General features: G+C 63.4%; 18 protein-coding genes and 1 pseudogene. 4 read left to right on the forward strand and 15 right to left on the reverse strand.

The window, feature by feature from the left end:
• Positions 1 to 92: 92 nt before the first annotated feature.
• The 8 genes from HNP02_RS41510 to HNP02_RS41545 form a co-directional block, all read right to left on the reverse strand.
• On the reverse strand, positions 93 to 956 hold the full coding sequence (locus tag HNP02_RS41510) for a 3-hydroxyacyl-CoA dehydrogenase family protein (protein ID WP_184446641.1): 864 nt from the start codon (positions 954 to 956) through the stop codon (positions 93 to 95).
• A 97-nt stretch (positions 957 to 1,053) separates the two neighbouring features.
• Positions 1,054 to 1,881 (reverse strand): poly(3-hydroxyalkanoate) depolymerase, encoded by an 828-nt coding sequence (gene phaZ, locus HNP02_RS41515; protein ID WP_184446665.1) that lies wholly within the window; start codon positions 1,879 to 1,881, stop codon positions 1,054 to 1,056.
• A 33-nt stretch (positions 1,882 to 1,914) separates the two neighbouring features.
• On the reverse strand, positions 1,915 to 3,606 hold the full coding sequence (locus tag HNP02_RS41520) for an alpha/beta hydrolase (RefSeq protein WP_184446642.1): 1,692 nt from the start codon (positions 3,604 to 3,606) through the stop codon (positions 1,915 to 1,917).
• Between the two features lie 2 nt (positions 3,607 to 3,608).
• Positions 3,609 to 5,120, reverse strand: coding sequence for a long-chain fatty acid--CoA ligase (locus HNP02_RS41525; protein ID WP_184446643.1), 1,512 nt, complete (start codon positions 5,118 to 5,120; stop codon positions 3,609 to 3,611).
• Complete coding sequence (locus HNP02_RS41530; protein ID WP_184446644.1) at positions 5,117 to 5,404, reverse strand: hypothetical protein; 288 nt, start codon at positions 5,402 to 5,404, stop codon at positions 5,117 to 5,119. Before HNP02_RS41530 ends, HNP02_RS41525 begins: the two co-directional genes overlap by 4 nt.
• Before the next feature lie 8 nt (positions 5,405 to 5,412).
• The gene (locus HNP02_RS41535) at positions 5,413 to 6,276 is read right to left on the reverse strand and encodes a fumarylacetoacetate hydrolase family protein (RefSeq protein WP_184446645.1); all 864 of its coding nucleotides are present in this window, start codon (positions 6,274 to 6,276) and stop codon (positions 5,413 to 5,415) included.
• A 25-nt stretch (positions 6,277 to 6,301) separates the two neighbouring features.
• Positions 6,302 to 7,243, reverse strand: a complete 942-nt coding sequence (locus tag HNP02_RS41540; RefSeq protein WP_184446646.1) for a VOC family protein — start codon at positions 7,241 to 7,243, stop codon at positions 6,302 to 6,304.
• 55 nt (positions 7,244 to 7,298) lie between these two features.
• Positions 7,299 to 8,771, reverse strand: coding sequence for an aldehyde dehydrogenase family protein (locus HNP02_RS41545; RefSeq protein ID WP_255507530.1), 1,473 nt, complete (start codon positions 8,769 to 8,771; stop codon positions 7,299 to 7,301).
• Positions 8,772 to 9,264: 493 nt separating this feature from the next.
• Between HNP02_RS41545 and HNP02_RS41550 the strand changes: the two genes are divergently transcribed.
• Complete coding sequence (locus HNP02_RS41550) at positions 9,265 to 11,040, forward strand: FAD-dependent monooxygenase (RefSeq protein ID WP_184446648.1); 1,776 nt, start codon at positions 9,265 to 9,267, stop codon at positions 11,038 to 11,040.
• Positions 11,041 to 11,281: 241 nt separating this feature from the next.
• Here HNP02_RS41550 and HNP02_RS41555 read toward each other — a convergent pair.
• The 3 genes and pseudogenes from HNP02_RS41555 to HNP02_RS41565 form a co-directional block, all read right to left on the reverse strand.
• A pseudogene (locus HNP02_RS41555) lies at positions 11,282 to 11,804 on the reverse strand (pyruvate dehydrogenase (acetyl-transferring), homodimeric type); the annotation flags it as partial.
• An 80-nt stretch (positions 11,805 to 11,884) separates the two neighbouring features.
• Complete coding sequence (pntB, locus tag HNP02_RS41560) at positions 11,885 to 13,306, reverse strand: Re/Si-specific NAD(P)(+) transhydrogenase subunit beta (protein WP_184446649.1); 1,422 nt, start codon at positions 13,304 to 13,306, stop codon at positions 11,885 to 11,887.
• A gap of 27 nt (positions 13,307 to 13,333) precedes the next feature.
• Positions 13,334 to 14,863 (reverse strand): Re/Si-specific NAD(P)(+) transhydrogenase subunit alpha, encoded by a 1,530-nt coding sequence (locus tag HNP02_RS41565; RefSeq protein ID WP_184446650.1) that lies wholly within the window; start codon positions 14,861 to 14,863, stop codon positions 13,334 to 13,336.
• A 960-nt stretch (positions 14,864 to 15,823) separates the two neighbouring features.
• Between HNP02_RS41565 and HNP02_RS41570 the strand changes: the two genes are divergently transcribed.
• On the forward strand, positions 15,824 to 16,834 hold the full coding sequence (locus tag HNP02_RS41570) for an NADP-dependent oxidoreductase (protein ID WP_184446651.1): 1,011 nt from the start codon (positions 15,824 to 15,826) through the stop codon (positions 16,832 to 16,834).
• Positions 16,835 to 17,038: 204 nt separating this feature from the next.
• On the forward strand, positions 17,039 to 18,283 hold the full coding sequence (locus tag HNP02_RS41575; RefSeq protein WP_184446652.1) for an acyl-CoA dehydrogenase family protein: 1,245 nt from the start codon (positions 17,039 to 17,041) through the stop codon (positions 18,281 to 18,283).
• Between the two features lie 184 nt (positions 18,284 to 18,467).
• Here the strand turns inward: HNP02_RS41575 and HNP02_RS41580 are convergent, their stop codons facing one another.
• The 4 genes from HNP02_RS41580 to HNP02_RS41600 all read right to left on the reverse strand — a co-directional run bounded on the left by HNP02_RS41580 (position 18,468) and on the right by HNP02_RS41600 (position 22,985).
• Entirely contained in the window at positions 18,468 to 19,130 is a 663-nt protein-coding gene (locus HNP02_RS41580; protein WP_375373774.1) for a Crp/Fnr family transcriptional regulator, read from the reverse strand.
• A gap of 97 nt (positions 19,131 to 19,227) precedes the next feature.
• Positions 19,228 to 20,604, reverse strand: coding sequence for a lipase family protein (locus HNP02_RS41585; RefSeq protein ID WP_184446654.1), 1,377 nt, complete (start codon positions 20,602 to 20,604; stop codon positions 19,228 to 19,230).
• 712 nt (positions 20,605 to 21,316) lie between these two features.
• A complete protein-coding gene (locus tag HNP02_RS41590) occupies positions 21,317 to 22,021 on the reverse strand; it encodes a GntR family transcriptional regulator (RefSeq protein WP_184446655.1) in 705 nt (234 codons plus the stop codon).
• Positions 22,022 to 22,817: 796 nt separating this feature from the next.
• The gene (locus HNP02_RS41600) at positions 22,818 to 22,985 is read right to left on the reverse strand and encodes a hypothetical protein (RefSeq protein WP_184446657.1); all 168 of its coding nucleotides are present in this window, start codon (positions 22,983 to 22,985) and stop codon (positions 22,818 to 22,820) included.
• Between the two features lie 389 nt (positions 22,986 to 23,374).
• Here HNP02_RS41600 and HNP02_RS41605 point away from each other — a divergent pair, with 389 nt between their 5' ends.
• Positions 23,375 to 23,836 (forward strand): nuclear transport factor 2 family protein, encoded by a 462-nt coding sequence (locus tag HNP02_RS41605; RefSeq protein ID WP_184446658.1) that lies wholly within the window; start codon positions 23,375 to 23,377, stop codon positions 23,834 to 23,836.
• The last annotated feature ends 50 nt before the right edge of the window (positions 23,837 to 23,886 follow it).

Raw genomic sequence — 23,886 nt, forward strand, 5'->3', positions numbered from 1 at the left:
ATCTGCCGTCTTGCGGCACTGCTAGTTTTCATGTATCGGTGGCATCAGGTGGGCGATGATTGCGGACCGGTTTGGGGCTGGCCTTGTCTGGTTCAGGCCTTCGGATGGGTGTAGAACCCTTCGCCAGTCTTGACGCCGAGCTTGCCCGCATCGACATAGCCCTGCAATAAGTCCCGCACGTTCTTCGGCAAATGCGGAAACTCTTCCGCGTAGTGGTTCTCGATATCGAGCACAACATCCAGGCCGACCTGGTCCATCAACTGGAATGGCGCGTCCAGCACGCGCCGGTTGACTTTGAACATCCCGTCGATATCTTCCGGACGGGCAACGCCTTCGGCTACCACGGCCAGCGACTCACGCTTGATGGCGGCCCAGATGCGATTGAAGATGAAGCCGGTGGACTCCCGGCGCGCCTCGAAGGGATAGACGCCGAACTCAGGCAGGACGGCCAGTAGGGTGTCGAGTAGGTCGCGGTCGGTCTGGCCGTTGGACATCAGTTCGACCGCGTTGACGTCCGGCGGCATGTAGAAGTGCATGTTGCACAGCCGCGTTTTATCTCGCACCTTGTCGGCCATCAGGCGTGACGGGTACGACGAAGAGTTGGTCGCGAAAATGGTATCCGCGGCCGCCGCCTCGTCGATCTGGCCCCACAGTGGAATCTTGATCTCAAGCTTTTCGGGGGCCGACTCGACGACAAGCCAGGCGCCGTCCAACGCCACGGCGAGCGATGTCGTGGCCGTCGCGACCCCCGGCTCGCCGAACTCGCGGTCCAGCTTCGGCAAGGTCTCGCTCACGTACTGGGTCGCGGAGGCGAGCTGTTCGGCGCGGCGACCGTAGATCCGCGCGGTCCCACCGCGGGAGGCGAACATCAGCGCGATGCGCCGACCCAGCGTTCCCGCTCCGATTACCGCGACCGGGCGGTGTTGAATCTCCTCGAAAGTGTATTTGTACGGCACCGCTCCTCATTTCCTCTCGGTTGTGCTTGCAGCCAAACCGGGCGGCCGCATGCCGAGCTGGCGCACTAGAAGTCGGAGATGTCGATGTTGTTGTCGCTCATGGACGTTCCCCGGTTTCGCGCAGGAACGTGCCGACCACGGGCGCGAGTTCCGCCGCGTTCTGCACGAGATCGATGTGGCCGCCCGCGTGCAGGTGCAGCGACGAGTGTGGCAGCAACGCATTCATGATGTGCGCGTTGACCACTGGGATGATCGGATCATCGGTGCCCGCCACGATCAAGGTGTTCTGTCGAATGGTGCGCAGCCCGAACAGGCTGGTCCAGACCGACCCCGCGAGCAGTTGGTGCAGGTAGCCGATCTTCGATCCCGGGTGCAACTGCTGAGCGAAAAGTCGCGCCACGTCGTCACCGTGCGTGCGGACACTGCCGCCATATAGCTCACCGACAATGGACGCGGCGTAGCTTGCATCCGAGAACCTGCGTGGAGTGAGCATTTTCGCCAGAATCCGTGGATGAGCGGGCACCATCAACGCACCCGTACCGGTCGCGACGAGCACCAGGCGGCGGCATCGGCGCGGGTTCTGGAAAGCGAACTGCTGCGCAAGCGCCCCACCCCACGAGATCCCGAGCACATCCACCACGCCGATTCCCAACTTGGAGAGCACCCCGCCCAATACCCAGGCAAGGTAGGGAAACCCATAGGGCGCAACCGATGTGGGGGATCCCCCGGTTCCGGGAACGTCGAATCGGATTACTGTCAGGTCCGGATCTAGCTGTTCCACCAGCGGATCGAGCACCTCCAGGCTGGCACCGATACCGTTACACAGCACCAGCGGCACGCCGGATCCCTGCCGAATGTTCACCCGGATGCGCTGCCCGCGGGAGGCGACATAGTGTTGCTCACCGATTGGGGTTGCCGAGGCCATTGCGGCCTCCGCGCCGCGGAAGGGCAACATGGACTACTTCTCCATCACATAGCTGCCAGGCGCCGGCCCGAGTGGCGGAAGATCGTCCCCACCTAGGGTTTTCGGAGCGTCGACCTCCGGGCCGCTACGCTCGGCAAGCCAACTCACGTAATCCGACCACCAAGAGTCGGAAAACTTCTGCGCGGTTTCCATCCACAGCGCCGGGTCTTCGGCGTCAAAAGGGCCGGCCCGATACGACGCCTTCGGGTTGCCCGGCGGGTTCACCAGCGCCTGGATATGACCGCTGGTCGACAGCACATAGCGGTTGTCCTTGCTGCCCAGCAGCCGCGCGCTGCGATAGGTCGCCTGCCAGGGACAGATATGATCCGAGAGTCCGCCGACGACGTAGGTATCGATGGTCACCTTTGACAGGTCGACCGCGCTGCCCAGCATGCTCACGGCACCGGGGGTCAGCAGCGCATTGTTCAGCCCCAACAACACCATGTCGCCGTGCAGCGCCGCGGCCATCCGGGTGGTGTCGGCATTCCAGAACAACACGTCGAACGGGGCGGGCGGGCGGCCCTGCACATAGTTGTTCACTACGTACCGCCATACCAGGTCGGTGGGCCGCAGCCAGGCGAACATCTCCGCCATGTCACGCCCATCGAGGTAGCCCTTCCTGTCCGACATCCGGATCGCCACCTGCGCCGCCCGGTCGCTCATTATCGCCGGCGCGAAACCGGCCCGGGTCTGATCCAGCACGGTGACCGCCAGGGTGAGACTGGCAAGTCGATCGGCCTCACCGATCACGGTCAGATGCGATGCGATCATCGACGCCAGGATCCCGCCCGAGCAGGTGCCCAGCAGGTTCACACTGTCGGTCCCAGCGATCTTCTGCACCGCACCCATTGCCTCCAGGACGGCCGCGCCGTACGTGTCGAAGCCCCAATCCCGATGACGAGCTTGGGGATTGCGCCACGAAACGACGAACACCTGTTGACCCTGCGCCACGAAGTACTCGATCATGCTGCGCCCGGGCGCGATATCCAAGATGTAGAACTTGTTAATCACCGGCGGCACGATGAGCACCGGAACCGCGCGTACCTTCGCGGTCTGGGGCACGTACTGGATCAATTCGAACACCGAGGTCTGCAACACCACCGCTCCCTTAGTGGTCGCCACAGTCTCGCCCACCGCGAACGCGTCGGGCTCGACCATCGACGGCACTCGGGGCTTCGAAAGCATGTCTCGCGCAAAGGCTCTCGCCCCGCGTACAGCGCTCAGGCCGCCGGTGTCGATCAGCGCCTTCCACCCCAGCGGGCTGATCAGCGGGCTGTTGCTCGGCGCCAAACCCTCCACCAGGTTGTCGGCGACGAACCGCATCTTGTCGTTGTCACGCCAGTCGAGATCGGCATCGGCAAGCAACCCGTCGGCCGTCTCGGCGGCCGATAGGTAGGCCTGCATGATTCGGTGCAGCAGCGGATTGTCTTGCCACGCAGGATCGGTGAAGCGCTTGTCGGCCCTGGCCGGAGCACGATGCGAGCGGCCCGCGACAATACTGCCCAGCTCGCGCACCAGCGTGCCGGTACGGCTGGCCACCGCGCCGGGTTGTTTGGCCAGGCTCACGCCGAGGCGGGCCCAGGCCGCGTCGGGCATCATCCGGCGGACGAACGAGCGGGTTGCGCTGGTCAGCAACAGGTCGAGCGGTGCCGCCAGCTCGTCGGGTTTGGTCGTCGGACTCGCCATGGTTAGGGTGTACTTTCACTTGCCGGAGCGGTGATGTCGCGTTTCTGGACCTTGCCGGTGGGTCCCTTGGGTAGCTCGTCGAGCAGCCAGATCTGGCGTGGATACTTGTAAGCGGCCACCCGCGCCTTGACGAAGTCCTTGAGCTCGTCCGGGTCGGCGCTCTCCCCCCTCTTCAGGGCGACGGCGGCGCCGACCTCTTCGCCCAGCGAGTCGTGCGGGATGCCGATGACGGCGGCTTCGGCCACCGCGGGATGCTCGTAGAGGACCTCCTCGATCTCCCGCGGATAAACGTTGTAGCCCCCGCGGATGATCAGATCCTTGGTTCGGTCCACGATGTAGAAGTAGCCGTCCTCATCAACACGACCCACATCTCCGGTGTTCAACCACCCGTCGGGGGTGATCGTGGCTTCGGTGGCGTCGGGCAGGTTCCAGTAGCCCTTCATGACGTTGTGGCCCCGGATCTGGACCTCGCCTCTGTCTCCCTCGGGTACCTCGGCTCCGTTCCGATCAACCACCCGCATCTGCACCCCTTCGATCGGGGTGCCGATCGATCCGACCTTACGCGGCCGATGGGGATGATTGAATGAAGCCGCCGGAGAGCTCTCCGAGAGCCCATACCCCTCCAAAATGATGCAGCCAAAGGCGTTTTCGAACTCAGAGAGCACCTGAACCGGCAGGGCCGCACCACCGGAGACGCAGGTCCGCAGACTCCGGGTCGCCTCCGGCGTGGCCCCCGATGCCACGCTGAGCAACGCTGAATACATCGTCGGCACCCCCGCGAACACCGTGACGCCGTCCCGCTCGATCACCTCGATCACCTTGCCCGGATCGAACCTGGGGATCAGCGTCAACGTCGCACCGGCCAACACCGCGGAGTTGAGCCCGAAGGTCAAGCCGAAGGAATGAAACAGCGGCAGGCAGCCCGCCACAACGTCATCCGGCCCGATCTCCACCAGCGTGCGCGCACAAACCTCGGCGTTACGGCTCAAACCATCGTGGGTGAGCATCGCACCCTTGGGCTTGCCCGTGGTGCCTGAGGTGTGCAGGATGACGGCGATGTCATCGTCACTGCGCTTCACCGGGGCGCCTTGCTCGGGCAGATCGGCGGTCAGTTTCGCCAGCTCGGCGTCGTCGACGATCCAGCACTGAGCACCCGTCTCGCCGGCGCCCGGCGCAGCCTCCGCGGCGATGGGCGGACTCGCGAACAGCGCCTTGGCTCCGCTGTTGGACAGGTAATAGGCCACCTCGCGGGCCTTCAGCAGCGGGTTCATCGGAACCGCGACGGCGCCACGATGCATGATGCCGTAGAACACGATCGCGAACGCCGGAGTGTTGGGCAACATCACACCCACCCGATCACCCGGCTCGATTCCCGCCTTATCAAGCAGCGTCGCAACCCGACCGGCCGCAGCTTCGAACTCAGCGAAGGTGAAACGCAGATCGTCACAGTGCAACGCAACACGGTCGGGGTGGCGGTCCTTCGATGCAACTAGGTTGCCGCTCAGACCGGTCATGATGTGCCTCTTGGGGATGTGATCGTGGCGGCGATTTTCGATGGTGACTTCGCCTGCGGGTTCAGCGCTTGCGCCTCGGCACGCAGTTGTGCCGGGGTGTAATGGCGTGTTTGTTGTTGTGATTCCGTGCTCTGCTGGACGTTGATGGTTGCGGTGCCGTCGGCGGGACGCCCGCTGAACAGGTGGGCTAGATAGCGTGTGGCGGATTGGGTGTTGTTGGTGCCACGGGCGAATGCGCTGAGGGTTGCGCTGGGCACCCAAATGGGGTTCGTGCGGGCCGCCATCGCGCCGTTTATCCGGCCGATTGCGGATGGCTCGGGCCGGCCTCAACGGGATTGGCGAGCTTACCGATGCCCTCGATCTCGCTGATCAGGATCGTGCCCGGCTGGAGGAATTCTTGGGGTTTGCGGGCCATGCCGACACCGGGTGGGGTGCCGGTGAACAGCAAGTCCCCGGGCAGCATTGGACAAATCTGGGAAATCTTGGAGATGAGCTCGGACACCGAAAAAACCATCTCGCCAGTGCGGCCCTTCTGAAGCACCCGGCCCGACACCGAGCACTGCAGCTCGAGGTCGTCGGGACGCTCGAGTTCATCGGGGGTGACCAGCCAGGGCCCGATCGGGCCGAAAGTCCGGTAGGACTTGCCCATCGAGAACTGCGGTACCGGCCCGTCCAACTGAACGGTTCGCTCCGAGATATCTTGCCCGACAGTCAGTCCGGCAACATGGGCCCAGGCATCGTCCTCGCTGACCCGATCGGCGGTGCGCCCGATCACCGCGACGAGCTCGACTTCCCAATCCACCGTGGTACTGGGCAATTCAACCGTGGCAGTCGGACCGACCAGACAGGTCGGGAACTTGGTGAACACCGTCGGCGACGTCGGCACGGCGACGCCCGACTCCGCAGCATGGTCGAGGTAATTCAGCCCGATCCCAAAGACCTGACGGGGACGTTGAACTGGGGCGTCGAGCTCGCTCACCTCAAACGGCTGATCCCCCTTCGGGGCGCCCGCACGGGCCCACCGCAGAAATCCCTCCCACTCCTCGTACAGGTCATCAACGCGGTGGCTAAATGCCCCGTTGGAAGCGTTTGCGATGTCGGCGCAGAGGTTGCCTTCCACGATGACCGCCCGCCCGCGGCGCGATGCGATGCGCATGAGAACTCCTTACGATTCGGTGTCGTTACTTGGGGGCATGCGCGCCGGTCATCAACGCCGCCAGGTCGTCGGGCCGGATGAACGAAGGCGGTGGGGGCGGCCCCCAGTTGTAGAGACCTCGGGCGCCGTCGATCACCGAAGGCTTCCACAGCTGATCCTCGAGGATCACGTCCAAATCGGCGTAGTACTCCGAGAAGTTGCCGGCCGGGTCCTTCAAATACCAGAAGAAATTGGACCCGATGTGGTGGCGGCCCAGGCCCCACACGTGCCGTTCCGGATGCTCTTCGAGCATCGCGTGCGCTCCGCGACCGACCTCGTCGACGTCGTCGACCTCCCAGGCGGTGTGGTGCAGGAAATTCAACGGCGCCTGCTGCAGCAGCAGATTGTGGTGATCGGTGGAACAGCGCAAGAACGACGCCAGGCTCGGCACGTGGTCGGTGACCTTGAAACCCAACCCGCGGGTGAAGAACTCCTGAGACGCCTCCTGGTCCAGTGACCCCACCACCACATGGCCGAGCCGACGAGGGCGCACCTTATTGGTCCGTTCGATGGCCGGGGCCCTACCATTGGCCCGGCCAGGGCGACCCGGCCCGTTGGTCGGTTCTTGCTTGGCGACCGACTCAACGACTCGCGGCGCGATCCTCACCGACACCCGCAACGCCGAGTGTGGATCGTGCACCACCAACTCCCCGGCACTACGGCGGAACTCGACACCGAGCCGGCCAAGGTTGACCTCGATGCGATCCAGATCGTCGGGATCATCAGCGCCCACACCGATTTCAAGCAAGCGGCGCCGCGGAGCTTCGGCGATGACCAGCTGCTCTCCACCTTCAAGGGTCGCGAAGCGACTCTGCAACCCGTCCGGAGAGCGCCCCGACGGCGTCAGCCCAAACTCCTCGTAATAACGACTCGCGGCCTCGACATCAGGCACTCCCAACGTAATCGAGGTCAATCCGTGCAGACTCACCGCCAACCCCTCTCACTCGATAACCAACCACACCCAACGCCACGCACAACAAAACTCAAAACGGAAACCGCCGCTCAACACGGGTGGCGTTGATCCAGATGACGTCACTGAAATCGGCCAGGCATTCTGGCCCCGTCCGGCCCCAGCCGCTGCTGCGCACCCCTCCCATCGGGGCATGGATTTCGTCGTTGACCGTGGGAGAGTTCACATTCACGATGCCGTGCAGGATCTTTGGCGCCAACTCGAACGCCTTATAGGTGTCAGCGGCCAGAATCGAGGAGGTCAAGCCGTACTGGGTGCGATTGGCGACCTCGACGGCCTGCTCGGCGGTATCGACCGCATCGACGAGAACCAACGGACCAAACGTCTCCTCGTTAGCCGCGGTAGCCGTGTAGGGCACATCGGTCAGCACCGTGGGCTGAAAGACCAAACCCTCCGACGTGCCCCCGGTGCGCAACACCCCACCCAACGACACCGCCTCCTGCACGCGTTCGTGCACCAGATCCACCGCCGCCTGGGTCACCAGGGGCCCGATGATGGTGGTGGGATCAAGAGGATCACCCGAAGGCAGCGTCTTCACCCGCGCCACGAACTTATCGAGGAACTCGTCATAAATGGCCCGCTGAATTATGATCTTGCGGGTGTTCAAACAGATCTGACCTTGATGGAAAAACGACCCAAAGGTGGCCATCCGCACCGCGTAATCAACATCGACATCGTCCAAAATGATCATCGGGTTGTAGCCGCCAAGCTCCAAAACGGTGCGCTTGAGCGTCTCGGCTGCCCTACCAGCCAGCATCTTCGCCGTCTTCACCCCACCAATCAGATTGATGCACCGCACAAGATCAGAGGCGAAGAACTCATCAGCGATCGGACCGGCCGCTCCCGGCGCGTGGGGCACCACATTGATCACCCCAGGGGGAAAACCAGCCTCTTCGGCAATCTCTGCGACCACCAGCCCCGCCGACACCGGAGCCAGCTCCGATGGCTTGACCACCACCGTGCAGCCGGCTACCAACGGATTCAGCACCGCACGCCACGCCAGGATATTGGCCCCGTTCCACGGCGTGAAACTCGCCACCACACCCAGCGGTCGGCGCACCCCAACCGAATGCGTGCCCGCTAAATTCGACGCCAGCACTTCCCCTTTGGGCAGATACACCCAACTCGCGGCCTGCTCCAACGCCGAAGCGACCAAGTCCTGCTGGAACGCCGAGAACGGAATCGTGCTTCCAGTTTCCCGCGCGAGGATCCCTGCGACCTCCGGCGCTCGGCGACGGACGATCTCTGCGGCCTTGAAGAACAGTCGAGCTTTCTCGGCCGGCGGCAGCTCCGCCCACGGTTCGAACGCCTCGTGCGCCGCCGAAATCGCAACCCGCGCCTCTTCAGCGCCGCAGTCGGGCACCCGCGCATACAAATTGCCCGAATATGGCTCGAAGTCGTCGAATGACTTGCCGCTGGTGACATCACGCCACTGACCCCCCGCGTACCACTGATACGCCTTGACGTCCGTAACAGTGGTCGACATCAAACGCCTCCTCAACAACATCGTGACGTCACCCGTTCCACCGGGTAGTGACAACCGTCGACCCAACAACCTGCATGTGCAGACCCGAAGCACTCGGCGGGGGCCGCTTCCGCGCCAGGGGTGGCACATCACACCCTAGAGCTGCTATCTCGATAGGTCAATAAAATAACAATATTTTCGACCAGGCCTGCAGGCGAGTCGCAGCGTGCCGCGACCGCCTGTTCCGACCAGCTGCTATGACAACACCGGATGGGCGCCCGGGTTGTCGGCGTTTAGGTTCCGGAAGCATTCGCGCCCGGACAGATCTCGGCGTCGCGTGCGCAGAACCTGACGATACTTGGTTTGAATCTCGCTAAATTGTTGACGAAGCGTAGTTGGTGGTGTTTGAGTGGGTGTGAGTCAGACCACATCACCGGTTGGGTTCGCAACACCCCAACCGGGCAGTGGCGGTGGCCCAAATTCGACTCGGTAGTTCACACCTCGGAGGCGCGTCATGGTCGATCCCAACGCGAACGACATCGATATCGAGATCCCCGTGCTCATCGTGGGCGCGGGTCCAGCAGGGCTGACATTGGCGCTGGCCCTTGCCCGTTACGGCGTGCGGGCACTGACAGTCGAAAGGCATCCGTCCACCGCGCACACACCACGCGCCCACATCATCAACCAGCGCACCGTGGAGATCTTCCGCGCACTCGGCATCAGTGAGAAGTTCCACGAGGTGGCGATTCCGCAGTCGGCGATGACCAATAACTTGTGGTACACGACGCTGGCCGATCCCGAGGTGGCGCGATCGGAGACCTGGGGCGGCGGCCCGGAGCGCGCCGCCGAGTATTTCTTGGCCAGCCCCGAGCCGATGGCCAACTGCGCGCAGACGGTGCTCGAACCGATGCTGTTGGCCGCCGCCCGCGAAGCCGGCGCCGACATCGAGTTTCAAACCGAGTTCGTCGAACTGCGCCAGGACCCCGACGGGGTCACCAGCGTGATCCGCGACCGCGCCACCGGCCAGACCCGTACGGTGCACTCGCGCTACCTGATCGGAGCCGACGGCGCCCGCAGCAAGGTGCTGACCAACGTCGGTCTGACCGTTGAGGGCCCCGATGATCTGGGCCGGGCCGCCAACATCTGGTTCCGGGCCGACCTGACCAAATTCTTCGAGCACCGCCCGGGCGTGCTGAGCTGGAACGTGATGCCCGGACCGATGCCGGTGCTGCGGCTGGGCACCCTGATCTGTCACAAGCGCTACACCGAGTTCGTGCTGGCGTTCATGTTCGACCCGGACCACACAGTGCTCTCGGAATTGAACGAAGACGCGTTGCTGCAACGGATCCGCGCCGCAGTAGGCGAGGACATCGACGCCGAGATCCTCGGTCTGGCCGGCTGGCAGGTACGCGCGCAGGTCGCCGCCCACTACTCCTCGGGCAACGTGTTCTGCATGGGCGACGCGGTGCACCGCCACCCCCCCACCAACGGCCTGGGACTGAACATGTCGGTCGCCGACGCCTACAACCTGGCCTGGAAGCTGGCCTTCGTCCTCGATGGCCGCGCCGGCGAACCACTGCTGGCCAGCTACAGCGCCGAACGCCAACCCATCGGCGCCGCCGGGGTCAAGCGAGCGATCACCAGCCTGGGCGAGGGAGCAGCGATCGAGACCGCGCTCGGGCTGGAACCCAATCAGTCCGCCGAGGACGGCTGGAAAGCACTCAACGTGCTCTACGAACCCGGAGTGGCCGGCGACGAACGCCGCCGCGCGCTACGCGAGGCCATCGAACTCAGCAACTACCAGTTCAACGCCCAAGGCATCGAACTGGGCTACGTCTACCAAAGCGACGTCATCACCGAAGAACCCACCCCCGCACCGCCACCCGAACGCGACCCGGTGCTCTACTACACACCCACCACCCGCCCCGGCGCACGCGTCCCCCACGCCCGACTCGAACGCAACCAGCAACCACTCTCATCACTGGACCTAATCGACCCACAAGGATTCACCCTGCTCACCGGAGTGGGCGGACACAGCTGGCGCGCCACCGCCGACCAAATCGCCCAACACCTCAACACACCAATCACCGTCCACATCATCGGCGAACGAGGCGGCCTCTACGACCCCTACAACGACTGGACCAACCGATCCGAAGTCGACACCACCGGATGCGTACTAGTACGACCCGACGGCCACGTCGTATGGCGCTGCCCCACCACCACACCCAACGGACCACAACAACTATCCGACGCCATCAACCAAGCCCTCGGACTAAGCAGCAGCGGATAGCACATCGTCCTCCGACGCTATCCCTGTCACCAGCACGGCTAGGGACGACGTTCTGCATGTCGATCTGGCCAATCCGGATCGCCGCAGCGCCCCATCGACGAAGCCTTCAACGATGATCTGACAACGGCGCTGGAGCCCCTATCGAGTCCGGTCCTCGCGGGCTGCTCGGTTCCCGGCGCGCGGATTTCCGCGTGGGGTGATCGGCAACGACTCCGCGCTCGATCGCCCCACAATGCCGAAGTCCATGACCCAACGCGCGCGCGTAGATGCCGGGGCGAGGCGTGGCCTTGGATGAAGATCTGGTCGCCGCCGCCGGGATGCGACTTGCCGCGGAGAAAGTGGTTGAAGCCGACCACGTACAGTGCCACCGACGAGGCGTACGTCGAGATGTGGCCTCCCACACCGACTCCCGGGCGTTGCGCGCGGTGCACCATGATGGCTGCATTCCACCGGATCCAGGCGCGGTAGCGGCGCTCGACGTCCTCGTCGCCCGGAAACCATGGCTCGAGTTCGGCGGGAATCGTGTTGACGTAATCGGTCGACGTGAGCGCGGGGATCGCTACTCGCTGTTCGCTGGATCGCTCGAGAAGGCGCAGCATCAGGTAGCGCGCCCTGGCCGGCCCCGACCGTTCGAGTAGCTCGTCGAACGACTCGAGCCATTCGGTCGTCTCTTCGGGGTCGATGTCGGGAAGGTAAGACGCAACGCCCTCACAGATCACACCAACCCGGTCGGGTTCGCCTGCGGTGCTGGAGTTTTGGGCCAGGTCTTGGCGCGCGAACTCGGTGCTCGACTTCCATTCCTCGTTAGGCGGGACGGCTGGCGGTCAGGGCGTAACAGCCGCGGTCACAGGGCCTGGATGATGTCTTGAATCCGGTCCTTTGCGTCGCCGAACAGCATCGCGGAGTTCTGTCGGAAGAACAGCGGGTTCTGCACGCCGGCGTAGCCCGATGCCATGGAGCGCTTGAAGACGATGACGTTGTCGGCATTCCACACCGTGAGCACCGGCATGCCTGCGATGGGGCTGCTCGGATCCTCCGACGCGGCAGGATTGACGGTGTCGTTGGCGCCGATCACCAGGACGACGGACGTGTCGTCGAAGTCGTCGTTGATCTCGTCCATCTCCAGCACGATGTCGTAGGGCACCTTGGCCTCGGCCAGCAGCACGTTCATGTGGCCGGGCAGCCGGCCCGCGACGGGGTGGATGCCGAAGCGGACGTTGATGCCACGCTCGCGCAGCTTGCGGGTGAGTTCGGCGACGCCGTACTGGGCCTGTGCGACGGCCATGCCGTAGCCGGGGGTGATGATCACCGAGTCGGCTGAATTGAGCAGCTCACCAACGCCTTCGGCGGTGATCTCGCGATGTTCGCCGTAGTCCTTGTCTTCTGCCGGGCCGGCTTCGATGCCGAAGCCGCCAGCGATGACCGAGATGAAGGACCGGTTCATCGCCTTGCACATGATGTAGGACAGGTACGCACCCGACGAGCCGACCAACGCGCCGGTGATGATGAGCAGGTCGTTGCCGAGCAGGAAGCCGGAGGCGGCGGCGGCCCAGCCGGAGTAGCTGTTGAGCATCGACACCACGACCGGCATGTCCCCGCCGCCGATGGAAGCGACCAGGTGCCAACCCAGCAGCAGCGCCAGGGCCGTGACGGCGACGAGCAGCCACAGCTGCGGGTCGACCACGAACCACACCGTGAGCACGACGAACGCCACCAGCGCGCCGCCATTCAGAATGTTCTTGCCCGGCAGCATCAGCGGCTTGGACTTCATTCGTGCCGAGAGCTTGAGGTTGGCCACGATCGACCCGGTGAACGTGACGGCGCCGATGAAGACGCCGATGAAGACCTCGGCCGAATGGATGCCGAGCAGGCCGTCCGCGCGCAGGATATCGGTCTCCCCTCCGTGCAGATGCCGCTCCACGTGCCAGTAGCCGTTCCAGCCGACTAGGACCGCGGCCAGACCCACGAACGAGTGCAGCAGAGCGATCAGCTCGGGCATGCCGGTCATCTCGACCACTCGAGCCCGCCACAGGCCGATCGCTGCACCGACTGTCGTGGCGCCGATCAGCAGCCCCAGACCCAGCGGCTCGATATCGCGGTCGATCGCGAGTGCGATGGTCGCTGCCAGGGCCACGCTCATGCCGGTGATACCGAAGGCGTTGCCGACCCTGGACGTCTCGTGTCGCGACAGCCCGGCCAACGCCAAGATGAACAGCAGCGCTGCGACAATGTATGCCGCCGTCGCGGCGCTCTCTACGGAAATCATGTGATCCACTCCGACTTGGTGCTTAGCTCAGCTGCGAGAGAACATGGCTAGCATGCGGCGGGTCACCGCGAAGCCTCCGAACACGTTGATGCTGGCGAGCAGGATCGCTGCGAACGACAACACCGTGATCGCCAGATCGCCCCGCCCGATCTGCAGCAGCGCGCCGACCACGATGATCCCGGAGATCGCATTGGTCACCGACATCAGCGGGGTGTGCAGCGCGTGGTGCACGTGGCCGATGACGTAGTAGCCGATCACGATCGCCAGGGCGAAGACCGTCAGATGCAGCTGCAGGGCGGCCGGAGAGATCGCGACCAGACCGAACAGCACCGCCGCCGCGACGAGCACGATGCCCAGTCGGCGCCCGGCCGACATCGAGTGCCTCACCGGTGACACCTTGACGGGCGTAGCGGCTGCCGCGGTGGCGGCCGACGCGGCGGAGACCTGTACCGGTGGTGGGGGCCAGGTAGTCTCGCCGTCACGAACGACGGTGATCGACCGCTGCACTACGTCGTCGAAGTCCAGGACGAGCTGCCCGTCCTTCTCCGGGGTCAGCAGCTTGAGCAGATTGACCAGGTTCGTGCCGTACATCTGGGACGCCTGAGCCGGCAGTCGGCCAGCCAGGTCGGTGTAGCCAATGATCGTCACGCCGTTGTCCGTCACGACCGCCTGGTCTCTGACGGTGCCCTCGACGTTGCCACCGTTCTGGGCCGCCATATCGACGATCACGCTGCCCGACTTCATCGACGCAACCATCTCCGCGGTGATGATCCGCGGCGCCGGACGGCCCGGGATCAATGCGGTGGTGACGATGATGTCGACGTCCTTGCACTGCTCTGAATACAGCTGCGCCTCGCGGACCTTGTAGTCGTCGCCCATCTCCTTGGCGTAGCCGGTGCTCGACACCTCCGTCTCAAGCGAATCGATCGACAGATAGTCCCCGCCAAGGGATTTCACCTGATCGCCCACCTCCGGCCGCGGGTCGGTCGCACGCACGATGGCACCCAGGCTGCCGCCGGCACCGATCGCCGCCAGGCCGGCGACACCGGCGCCCACTACAAGCACTTTGGCCGGCGGCACCTTGCCCGCCGCAGTCACCTGTCCGGTGAAAAACCGCCCGAAGACGTGGGCGGCCTCGATCACCGCGCGATAGCCCGCGATGTTGGCCATCGACGACAGCACATCCAGCGACTGCGCCCGCGAGATGCGCGGCACGGCGTCCATCGCCAACGCCGTGATGGGCCGCGTGGCGAGGTCGGTCACCAGGTCCGGGTCGAGGGTAGGCGACAAGAGGCTGATGAGCGTCGCGCCGGGCTTCAGCCCGTCGAGCTGGTCGGTCGACGGCGCGTTCACTCCGAGGACGATGTCCGCAGCGTCCGCATCCCCAATCGAGGCGCCCGCCTCGATGTACGCCTCGTCGGAGAAGGACGACGCGGCCCCCGCACCCGTGTCGACCACAACGTCGTAGCCGAGTTTCAGTAGCTGAGCGACCGTCGCCGGCGTCGCCGCGACGCGCGTTTCGCGAGATCGCGCCTCTCGAAGAACACCGACAATCATGACGTCGCCGCGAGATTTGCCAGCTTGTCAAGTCCAGTTCGGCGCCGGCCCGGAGTGGCGGGTGCGATCTGGTCGGCTTTGGCAACGGTGAGCACGAGGACCTCGAGATCGACCATGAATGACGGGCCTCCGGAGTGTGAACCGCGTCGCTTTGTGCCACCACCACCCCGTCCGGGGGCTGCGGACCCATCGAGATAGTGGCGTGCCTCACACTCAAGCATCGCGCTAACGCCACGTCAATATTTTAACGATATTTGGTTCGAGTCTCGTCACACTTGACGACTTGTGCGCTGTCTGGACGTGGACGCACTGGCCGACCCGGTCGCGGATCGTAATCGGTTTCTCCTCAGTCGGCCTCCGGCTCCCCACCAAACCGGGGCCACCTACCAGCAGGAGAAATATTGTTATTTAATTGCTATATCGAGATATTGCCTGTACGCTTCAGGCGCCTATTCGTATTCGTCGCAGCGCCTCCGCCCAGCGGCTGGCCTGCGACCGCGGGTCTATTGAGTCGGCGGTTGTCTTTCCGTCGAGCGAGTGGAGAGGCGAGTCGTGCGGTGGAGGTTTGAACGACCGGCACCGTCACAGGCATCACGGGTACCAGTTGTACGCGGGTGGTCAGTGGCGGCTGATGTCCCAAATCGTCCGACTATTTCAAGGCCTGTACCGATGCGTACCTGGCGGTGAGGCGGGTTCCGATCGTCTGACCGATTTCGGTGTCATCGCCTCGATCAACGCCACGACCGGGGAGCGGCAGTTCCGATTCGACGACCTTTTGGGAAATGAGACAGCTCGCGCAGTCGGTGATCGAGTAAGAGGAGTCGACGGTGGACCTGCATATTCGACCTCAATGGACATGGGCCACGCCCGATATTGAAGCCGTAAGTCGCTACTACGACGAGTAATTCGGTAGAAGGGCCGCCCGCACCGTGGCAGCCAACGACGTGAAGGGAGATCATTGTGAGCAGCAAGCAGAATCGACAGGTATGGCTGCGCTCGCGTCCCACCGGCATCCCGCAAGCCAGCGATTTCGGCTTGCGAGAGGTCGAGGTGCCAACCATCGAGGACGGCGGGTTTCTGGTACAAAATCAGTTTCTGTCGGCTGATCCGGCGATGCGAGGCTGGATCAATGACAGCTACAACTACGAGACACGCATCGAGATCGGCGACACGATGCGCGCCTTTACCGCCGGCGAGATTATCGAATCACGCAATGATGAGTACGCGGTGGGCGATCAGGTCATGGGTCTGTTTGGGTGGCAGGAATTCGCCGCGGTGACTCCGGCACAGGTATGGCGCAGAGTTGGCGAGCGGGACCTGCCGCTCTCGCTGTCACTGGGTGTGCTGGGGCTGAACGGGCTCACCGCGTACTTCGGATTGCTCGACGTGCTGCATCCCGTGGCGGGGGAAACCGTCGTTGTGTCGACCGCCGCCGGCTCGGTGGGATCGGCGGTCGGCCAGATCGCGAAGATCAAGGGTTGTCGCACAGTCGGAATCGCCGGCGGACCGGACAAGGTTCAACAGTGCGTTGAGGAATTCGGCTACGACGCCGCCATCGACTACAAGAACACCGACGATTTGGACGCCGCCCTGGTCGAGCACTGTCCCGATGGCATCGACGCCTACTTCGACAACACCTCGGGACCCATCCACGACGCCGTGTTACGCCACATCAGCTTGCATGCGCGCATCGCGATTTGTGGGACTGCGACGTATGCGACTTGGGAACCCTGGCACGAGGGACCAAGGCCAGAGCGGCACCTGCTGGTCAAGCGCGCCACCATGCAAGGTTTTTTGACCACTGACTACATACCGCGATTCGACGAAGCGGTAGGCGACCTCGCCGGCTGGACACGAGACGGACGCATCACATACCGCGAAGACATCCACGAAGGCATCGACAAGGCGCGCGGAGCCATCGCAGAGCTGTACTCGGGTAGCAACGTGGGCAAGTTGATCATCCGCATTTGACGCACCATGCGACTACCCACGATCGCGCTGCAGCATGCCGGACAGGCGTTTGCGACCGTCATCAATTGGCTGTCGATGTAGCGAGCGGCCGATCGGTGGCGCGCAGATTGCGCCTACCCGATGTCGCAACGAGAAATCGTCGGCACCAACGAGTTTGCGCACTTACAAAGTTGAGTCAGGGCTGTCAGCGAAAGGACTTTACTCATGGCTGCCACATCCACCTCCACACTGGATGGTTTACCCCGAACGTCCGCTCGCCTGTTTGACGATTGCCTACTGCCCGATGAGACGGTGAAGATCCGAGACGAAGCAAGATTATTCGCGGAGCGTGTGCTGGCCCCGCGGGCCGCAGAGCTGAACTCGGCTGAAGAATCGTCAGCGGTCTTCCCTCGCGACATCCTGCGGCAGATGGCCGACGCCGGACTGTACGCGATCCCGTTCAGCGCCGACGTCGGCGGCCGGGCTCTTCAGTATCCGATGCTTGGCGCCGCGACAGTGCTAGAGGAATTGGCTCGTTTCACGCCAGCAATCGCTTCGGCGCTCTACGACGCACAGGCGCTGCTCGTCGGTCGGACGCTCGACAGCGCCCCCGCATCCATCCGTCATGAGTTTCTGCCGCGGCTGGTCCGCGGCGAAATCGTCGGCTCCTTCGCCACCAGCGAACCCGACGCCAGCACCGACCTGTCGGCCGCCGCGATGCGCACAACCGCCGTACCGGTGTCCGGTGGGTTCCGGCTGTCGGGCCGGAAGCGCTGGATCACCAACGCCTGTGCCGCTGACATCATCACCGTGCTCTGCGTTGTCGACGGTGCGCAGGCGATGTTGCTGGTCGATATGCACGCCGATGGCATCGCGGTCAGCGAGCCGGACCTCAAGATGGGTAACCGCCTGCAGTTGACGTCCGACGTCGAGTTCACCGACGTCTTCGTCCCCGATGATCACGTCATCGCGGTGCCTGGACGAGGTCTGGCCAGCGCGTTGAAGATCCTGTCGTCGGGTCGAATTGGTATCGGCGCGATAGGAGTCGGGATGGGCCAATGCGCCTTCGACCACGCCGTGGCTCACCTTGGTCGCCGCAGCGCCTTCGGCGCGAAGCTGGGCTCCTTTCAGCATTGGCAGTTCCGTTTCGCCGAACATGCCATCGCACTAGAGACGGCTCGATCGCTTTATCAGAAGGCTGCCCGGAAGTCCGACGATCGCGACGCACCCGAGCCGGAAGCCGCGATGGCAAAGGTGACCGGCAGCCGGGTCGCCGTCGACATTGCGCGCGACGCGATTCAGGTACACGGAGCGTACGGCTTCGTGCGCCAGCTGCCCGCCGACGGAAGCATCAACCACCTCGAATCGATCTGGCGTGACAGCAAAGTCGGCGAGATCTATGAGGGCGCGAATGAAGTACTGCTGTGGAGCATCGCCCGAATCGCGCTGGGCCGCGATGTCACCGGCTGACATCGTTCGAACCCCCACACCGACGCCCTGGAGCCCGTGGTCGTAAGTCGGGTTCATGCGCGGTGTGGGATCGCGCCAGTGACGGCCGACGGGGCCGGATCGTGACGGACACTGTGGAGGTCACCGACGCCATGCCCGAATCGCGCGGCATCGTTGAAGTCCTCGAGTCCAACGCCCACAACAGTTAGCGGGCCCGTCGTGCGAGGCGTTGGGGATTTCGAATCAATATGCTGGACCCGTCGACTCTGATCCAGTCTCGGCGGGCGAAGTTGGCGATCGACTTGCTGACTGTCTCCCTCGATACCCCAGCGAGCTGAGCGATCTCGACCTGGGTGAGGTTGTGCACCAGGCGCACCGCGTCGCCTTCCGGAACGCCGATTCGGCGGGCCAGTTGCAGCAGACACTTGGCGACCCGGCCCGTCGCGTCGGTGAACATATGGTCAGAGAGGTCGTCGTTGGTGCGCTTGAGCCTGCGGGCGAGAAGCTGCAGCAACTGCTCGGCAATCCGCGGATAAGTCTGGATCATCGAGCGGAGGGCATAGTGGTCGATCGCGGCTGCGCGCACATCGCTCAGCGCCATCGCGCTGGCCTGTCGTGGACCCGGATCCAATAGCGATAGCGCGCCGAACATTTCTTGGGGCCCCACGACGGTAAGCGCGTCTCGCCCGAAAGGCGAAGTACGGCTCAGCTTTACCACGCCTGAAACGACGACATAAAGCCTGTCGGCGGCATCCCCCTCAGCGAAGATCCGCTGTGCCTTGGCGAAGGAGACCAGCTGCCAATACGGCCCTGCGGCGATAGCAGTAACGAAATTGATCGCCTCGGAGCTGTCATACCCCTCGATCAGCCGAAGTGCGCCAGCCTGGGCAGTCCGCGGCCCGAAAGGCAATTTGGCTCACCATCGTTTAATCGTCGCGTGTGCACACACCCATAGGGCCGGCCGCCTATTCATTGCGGATCTCGGGGCAGTTGGGCGAGGTCGGCAGACCGTTGAACCGGTCGGCGATCCACTGCATGCCGCGTTCACCATCGACGAAATAGGCCAAAAAGTGGTTGGCATCGGTTTTGTTGAGGAACGGAGGCTGCTCGTTGGTCCAGAACTGGACATCGGCGCCCTTGTCACACCAGTCGATCGCGAGCTGATGTCCACCCTGCCAAGGGATGAACGGGTCGTAGCGGTTGTGATCGATGAACACCGGTGCGTTCGGCTTCAGCGTCCCCAACCGCTGGGAGTCCAGGATGCCCTTGAGCGGCTCGGTCTGGGCAAGTTCGAACGGGTCGGTATTGAACCAGAACTGGAGGTGTCGGAACGCGAAGTCAGCGATCAGCTGTACCGAGCAGATGTAGCCCGTCCAGTCGTACATATGCAGGCCACGGTCATTCAGAACACCGCGGATGGCGTCCTCGGTCCCCGGATATGCCGCCGCAATCCCGTGGAGCGTGGGCCCGATGGCCCCCGCCAGCAGGCTGCCATCGACGTACGGCAGCAGCAGCTGCAGATCTGCCGGCGGTGCGCCGCCCCACGCCCCGACGACGTCCAGCTCGGGAGCATAGGTGGGTGCCAGCTCTGCCGCCGACGCCGAAGCCTGTCCGCCCGAATCCCACCCCCAAAACCCCACCGGCCCTTGGGGATCCAGCGACGTATCCGGCAGCTTCATCGCGGCGCGCGCCGCATCGAGAACAGCGGTACCCGCGGCGATACGATTGAGGAACTGCGGCCCGGCAGGTCCATGGACACCCATTCCTACGCCATCGGTGATGACGACGGCGAAGCCGCGCGCCACCATCGTCGCAGGGAACCCCTCCTCCAGGTTGAGCTGCAAGTCGAATCCCTGCGAGAAATGGATGCCCTGGCTGAACAACCGCGATGGTGCGCATTGCTCACCGATCCCCTGCGGCCCTGTGGCGTAGGCGATCAACGGCCGCGGTCCACTGCCCGGCCAAGGGTTGTCGGGCTCAAAGTAGGTGCCCGTGACGGCGACAGGATTACCCTGCCCATCGGTGCTGCGGTACATGATCCGGGTGCCCTTCGCCACGTAGGCACCCAACTGACCCGACGGCTCCAACACGAGCCGCTGCGGTTCAGTGCGGATCAAATCGCCAGGTGCGCCCGGCGGAAACGGATCCGGCGGCGTGTAGAACTCCTCGTATTCACGATCGTCGGCGCTAGCAACAGGAACCGACTGGCGCGGACCCAGGACGGGGCTCACGCACAAGACAGCGGCAAGCAACACGCTGAGCGCCAGAAAGCGACAGTACAGGTGCAGCCTGCGCAGCAGCGAACGCTTCCGGGTTGTTCGTCGCAGTGCGGTCGCTCGCATCGACACTTGATCGGTCGTGCGACCCACGACGGTCCGGTCGGCTCGTCCGAATCGTGTGAATGTATCCTCTAACGGCATTGCTGCCCCCTGGTTCATCGTGGCTGTTCAAGCCATGGAAGCGCTCAGTGTCTCGACATCCGTGCGCACAGATGACCCATCGCCGCCGTCCGCGACGAGCATGAAAAATGTTGCGGTGCAGTTAGTTAGGCATAGATTTGGGCTGGAGGGGGGCGTGATTGTTGATGGGGGCCCACACCGATGGCACTGTGCAGGCTCATGGCAGCGCAATGCCGTGAGCTGATGCCCGAGATCTGTGTGGTCGTCGTCCGTGCCGCTGCAGGCAGTGCCCACCAACGGCCTGTAGATCCGTCGGGATTGCAACGCAATTGGTGTCGACTAACGGCGAGCACTCCCGTGATGCGACGTCTTCGCTCGTCGACCGACTCAATCCGGGTATCTATGGTGTGGCCCCCGCTTACGCCGCGGCCGTCGATCGCACGACGCGGGATCGTTAATGTCATGCGCAGCCCCCTTGTCGCCAAAGTGATCTGGGTCATAGCGAAGCATGACGTCATCGAGATGTCAATACAATATCGTTATAACATCGACGACTCGATAAGTGAGAAGGTGCCGGCTTGGACGACGCCGGCGGGGCCGTGCCGTGGGAGCGGTCGCGGTATCGGCGCGAACCCAAGCGCTCAGAGCCCCGATTTCAATCGCTCCGTGATGGCGGCCCGTTGAGGTCACCCAAACCATGGTGGTGCGCATAGGCGATGAGGTCGGCCGGCGCCCTGTTGATGTGGGAGTTCAACGCCCGGGTGGCAGCGGCGACGTCGCGAGCAAGCGCCAGATCCTTCAATTCGCGGTGCTCCCCAGCCAAGTCGCGGCGATGATCGCCCGCCAGTGCCCAGTACCACCGACGGTACAACTCAGCGCTGTCGCGCAGACCGAAGACGACCTCTTGAAGCCGTGGATTGTTGCATCCGGCGATCAAGGCGCGATGGAAGTCGTTGTGTCGAGCCGCCCACTCTTCGTTCACAAAATGGGAGTCGTTGACGATGGGTGCACGTTCCAAGAGCTGAAAGGCGGTGACTAGGCTTGTCTCCCAACATACGTCACCGCGTTCGATCGCAAGTTCCAGTGCAACCGATTCGATCTCGATTCGCGATTCGGTGAGGCTGGCAATATCTGCGACCGATAGCGCGCGCACCCGAAAGCCCCGCTGAGGTGTGGCGACCGCCAAGCCTTGTTCGCCGAGCCGGGTCAATGCCTCACGGACCACCGATTGGCTAACACCGAAGCGTCGAGTCAACTCGATCATTCGCAACCTCTGGCCGGGCCGCAGGGTCCCATTGAGCAGTTCGAAGCGCAGCACCTCATATACCTCTGCTCCGCGCGTCGATGAAGGCTTGGTCACCTCGCAGAGGATAGCCGATTTGGCGATATAACAAATTATCAGCGTTATGATTGCACATTATCGTAAATAGTGCATCACTGATTCGTGCTCGATGGATGGCCCTGTTGATGGACCGTTACCGCCGGCCAGACAAGGTGGTGTGGCGGGTGGGGTACGGCGCGGTGCAATTGGCCGGCGATGGCGTTTCCGCTCCGCCCCGCGACCGCGACGAGGCCATCCCGGTGCTGCATGCGGCCGTCGACGCCGGGGTGGATCACGGTGACACCACACAGTATTACGGTCGCGGGGCTGGGCCACGCAGCCGTGATCAAACGAAGTGGACGTGCGAGCGATATCAGCCATCGACGCGGTTTCGATGGCCTTTACACGGCGCGTGACAAGAAGCGGATAATAAATGTCATCGGCGTTGGAGCACATTGAGGCGAGTCTCAACCTCGACGCTTCGCTGCCACCCTTCCCGCCGTGAGTGCGCATTTCGCGCAGTGTCCGTGTTGCTGATTTCGCTTTCGCAGGGGTCCGGCCGTTCCGGGTAGCGTTGATTGACGCTACTCCGCCTTACGCCTTAAAGGTCCGTCAGCCGACGCAGCCTGTGCGCCATCACTCGCTGTGTCGCTTCCACATCCTAAGAACGGGACGCCGGTAATTTTTGTGTACGCGCGCATCAGTCGGTCGTAATTCGATAGCAGTGGCACCACGAAACTGCCTCCGTACAGATAGAGAACCGCGCTTCCGGGCGGCTCGGCCGTGCTATTGCGATACCAAGACAGCTTCAGCTCGGCGCCGTCGGCCGCCGCAGTCACGACGATACGGTCCACACCCCCTCGTCGTCGGGCGAAGCTGGGTATGCACCGAATGCTTCCCCCAGCATCTTGCGGCGACTCTCGACGTCGCCCACTCTCAAGGGTGGCCCTTGTCCCACCGGGCCGAAGTCGGCGAGGATCTGGGGGTCCATGTTCAGGGTCATGGGTGAAGTTTAGTGTTGACGCTCGCTTCACGGATCACACTAAACGTGATGTGTCATCTTACTGGAGATCAATGGATCGAATCGCCACTTGGCGAAATCAACTCTCATCGTTAGGCAGCGTCGACTGATAATAGCCGTTGAAACACCCTGTAATGACCGATGATACGCGGGAGATGCTTCGATCTTGCTCAAAGAGTCGCGCACTCCCCTCATCGATTCCGTTGACGTCGTGTGTTCCCCCGAATCGCCTGATGTTACGTGATCTTTCATGTTATGGTTTGATCCTGTGGGTCAGGTCCCGATGCCTTCGACGGGTGCCTCCAATGCGAAGAAGTAACACCCATGGGCCGTCTGTACAGGTCAGCCCATCCCCAGATAGGAGTCCAACTGTGTCCACATCACCCATCGAGATCGTCGGCGAGTGGCTGCAGAACCTTCTTGACCCAGAGGTCGTCAAGAGGGTCGTTGCGCCCGACGCCACCTATGTATCACTCAACACTGAAGACGCCGAGCTGAAGCGGATCCTGCCGTGGGCGGGGACCTCGCACGGACCCGATGCCTTCATTTGGAACCTGTCGGAGATGTTCCGTTATTGGCAGAACGAGAACTTCGAGGTCACCACGATGTTTGGCGAGGGCGAGAATGTCGCCGTCTTCGGCACCTTCACCTATCGCTCCAATACCCTTGGCAAGGTCGTGACGTCGCCGTTCTCGATCCTTGTGAAAGTGGTCGACGGCAAGGTCACCTACTTGCAGTTCCTCGAGGACAGCTATGCCACCGCTGCCACCTTCCGCAGCGCTGGCTCCTGGACCGTGCACGCAGACCCGACGGGTGCGCAGATCGAGGTTTGACGCGGCAACTTGGCGGCCACCGCGTAAGCGATCAACGATGACCATTGCAT

It is taken from the genome of Mycobacterium sp. AZCC_0083, from assembly GCF_014202335.1.
GTDB lineage: Bacteria > Actinomycetota > Actinomycetes > Mycobacteriales > Mycobacteriaceae > Mycobacterium.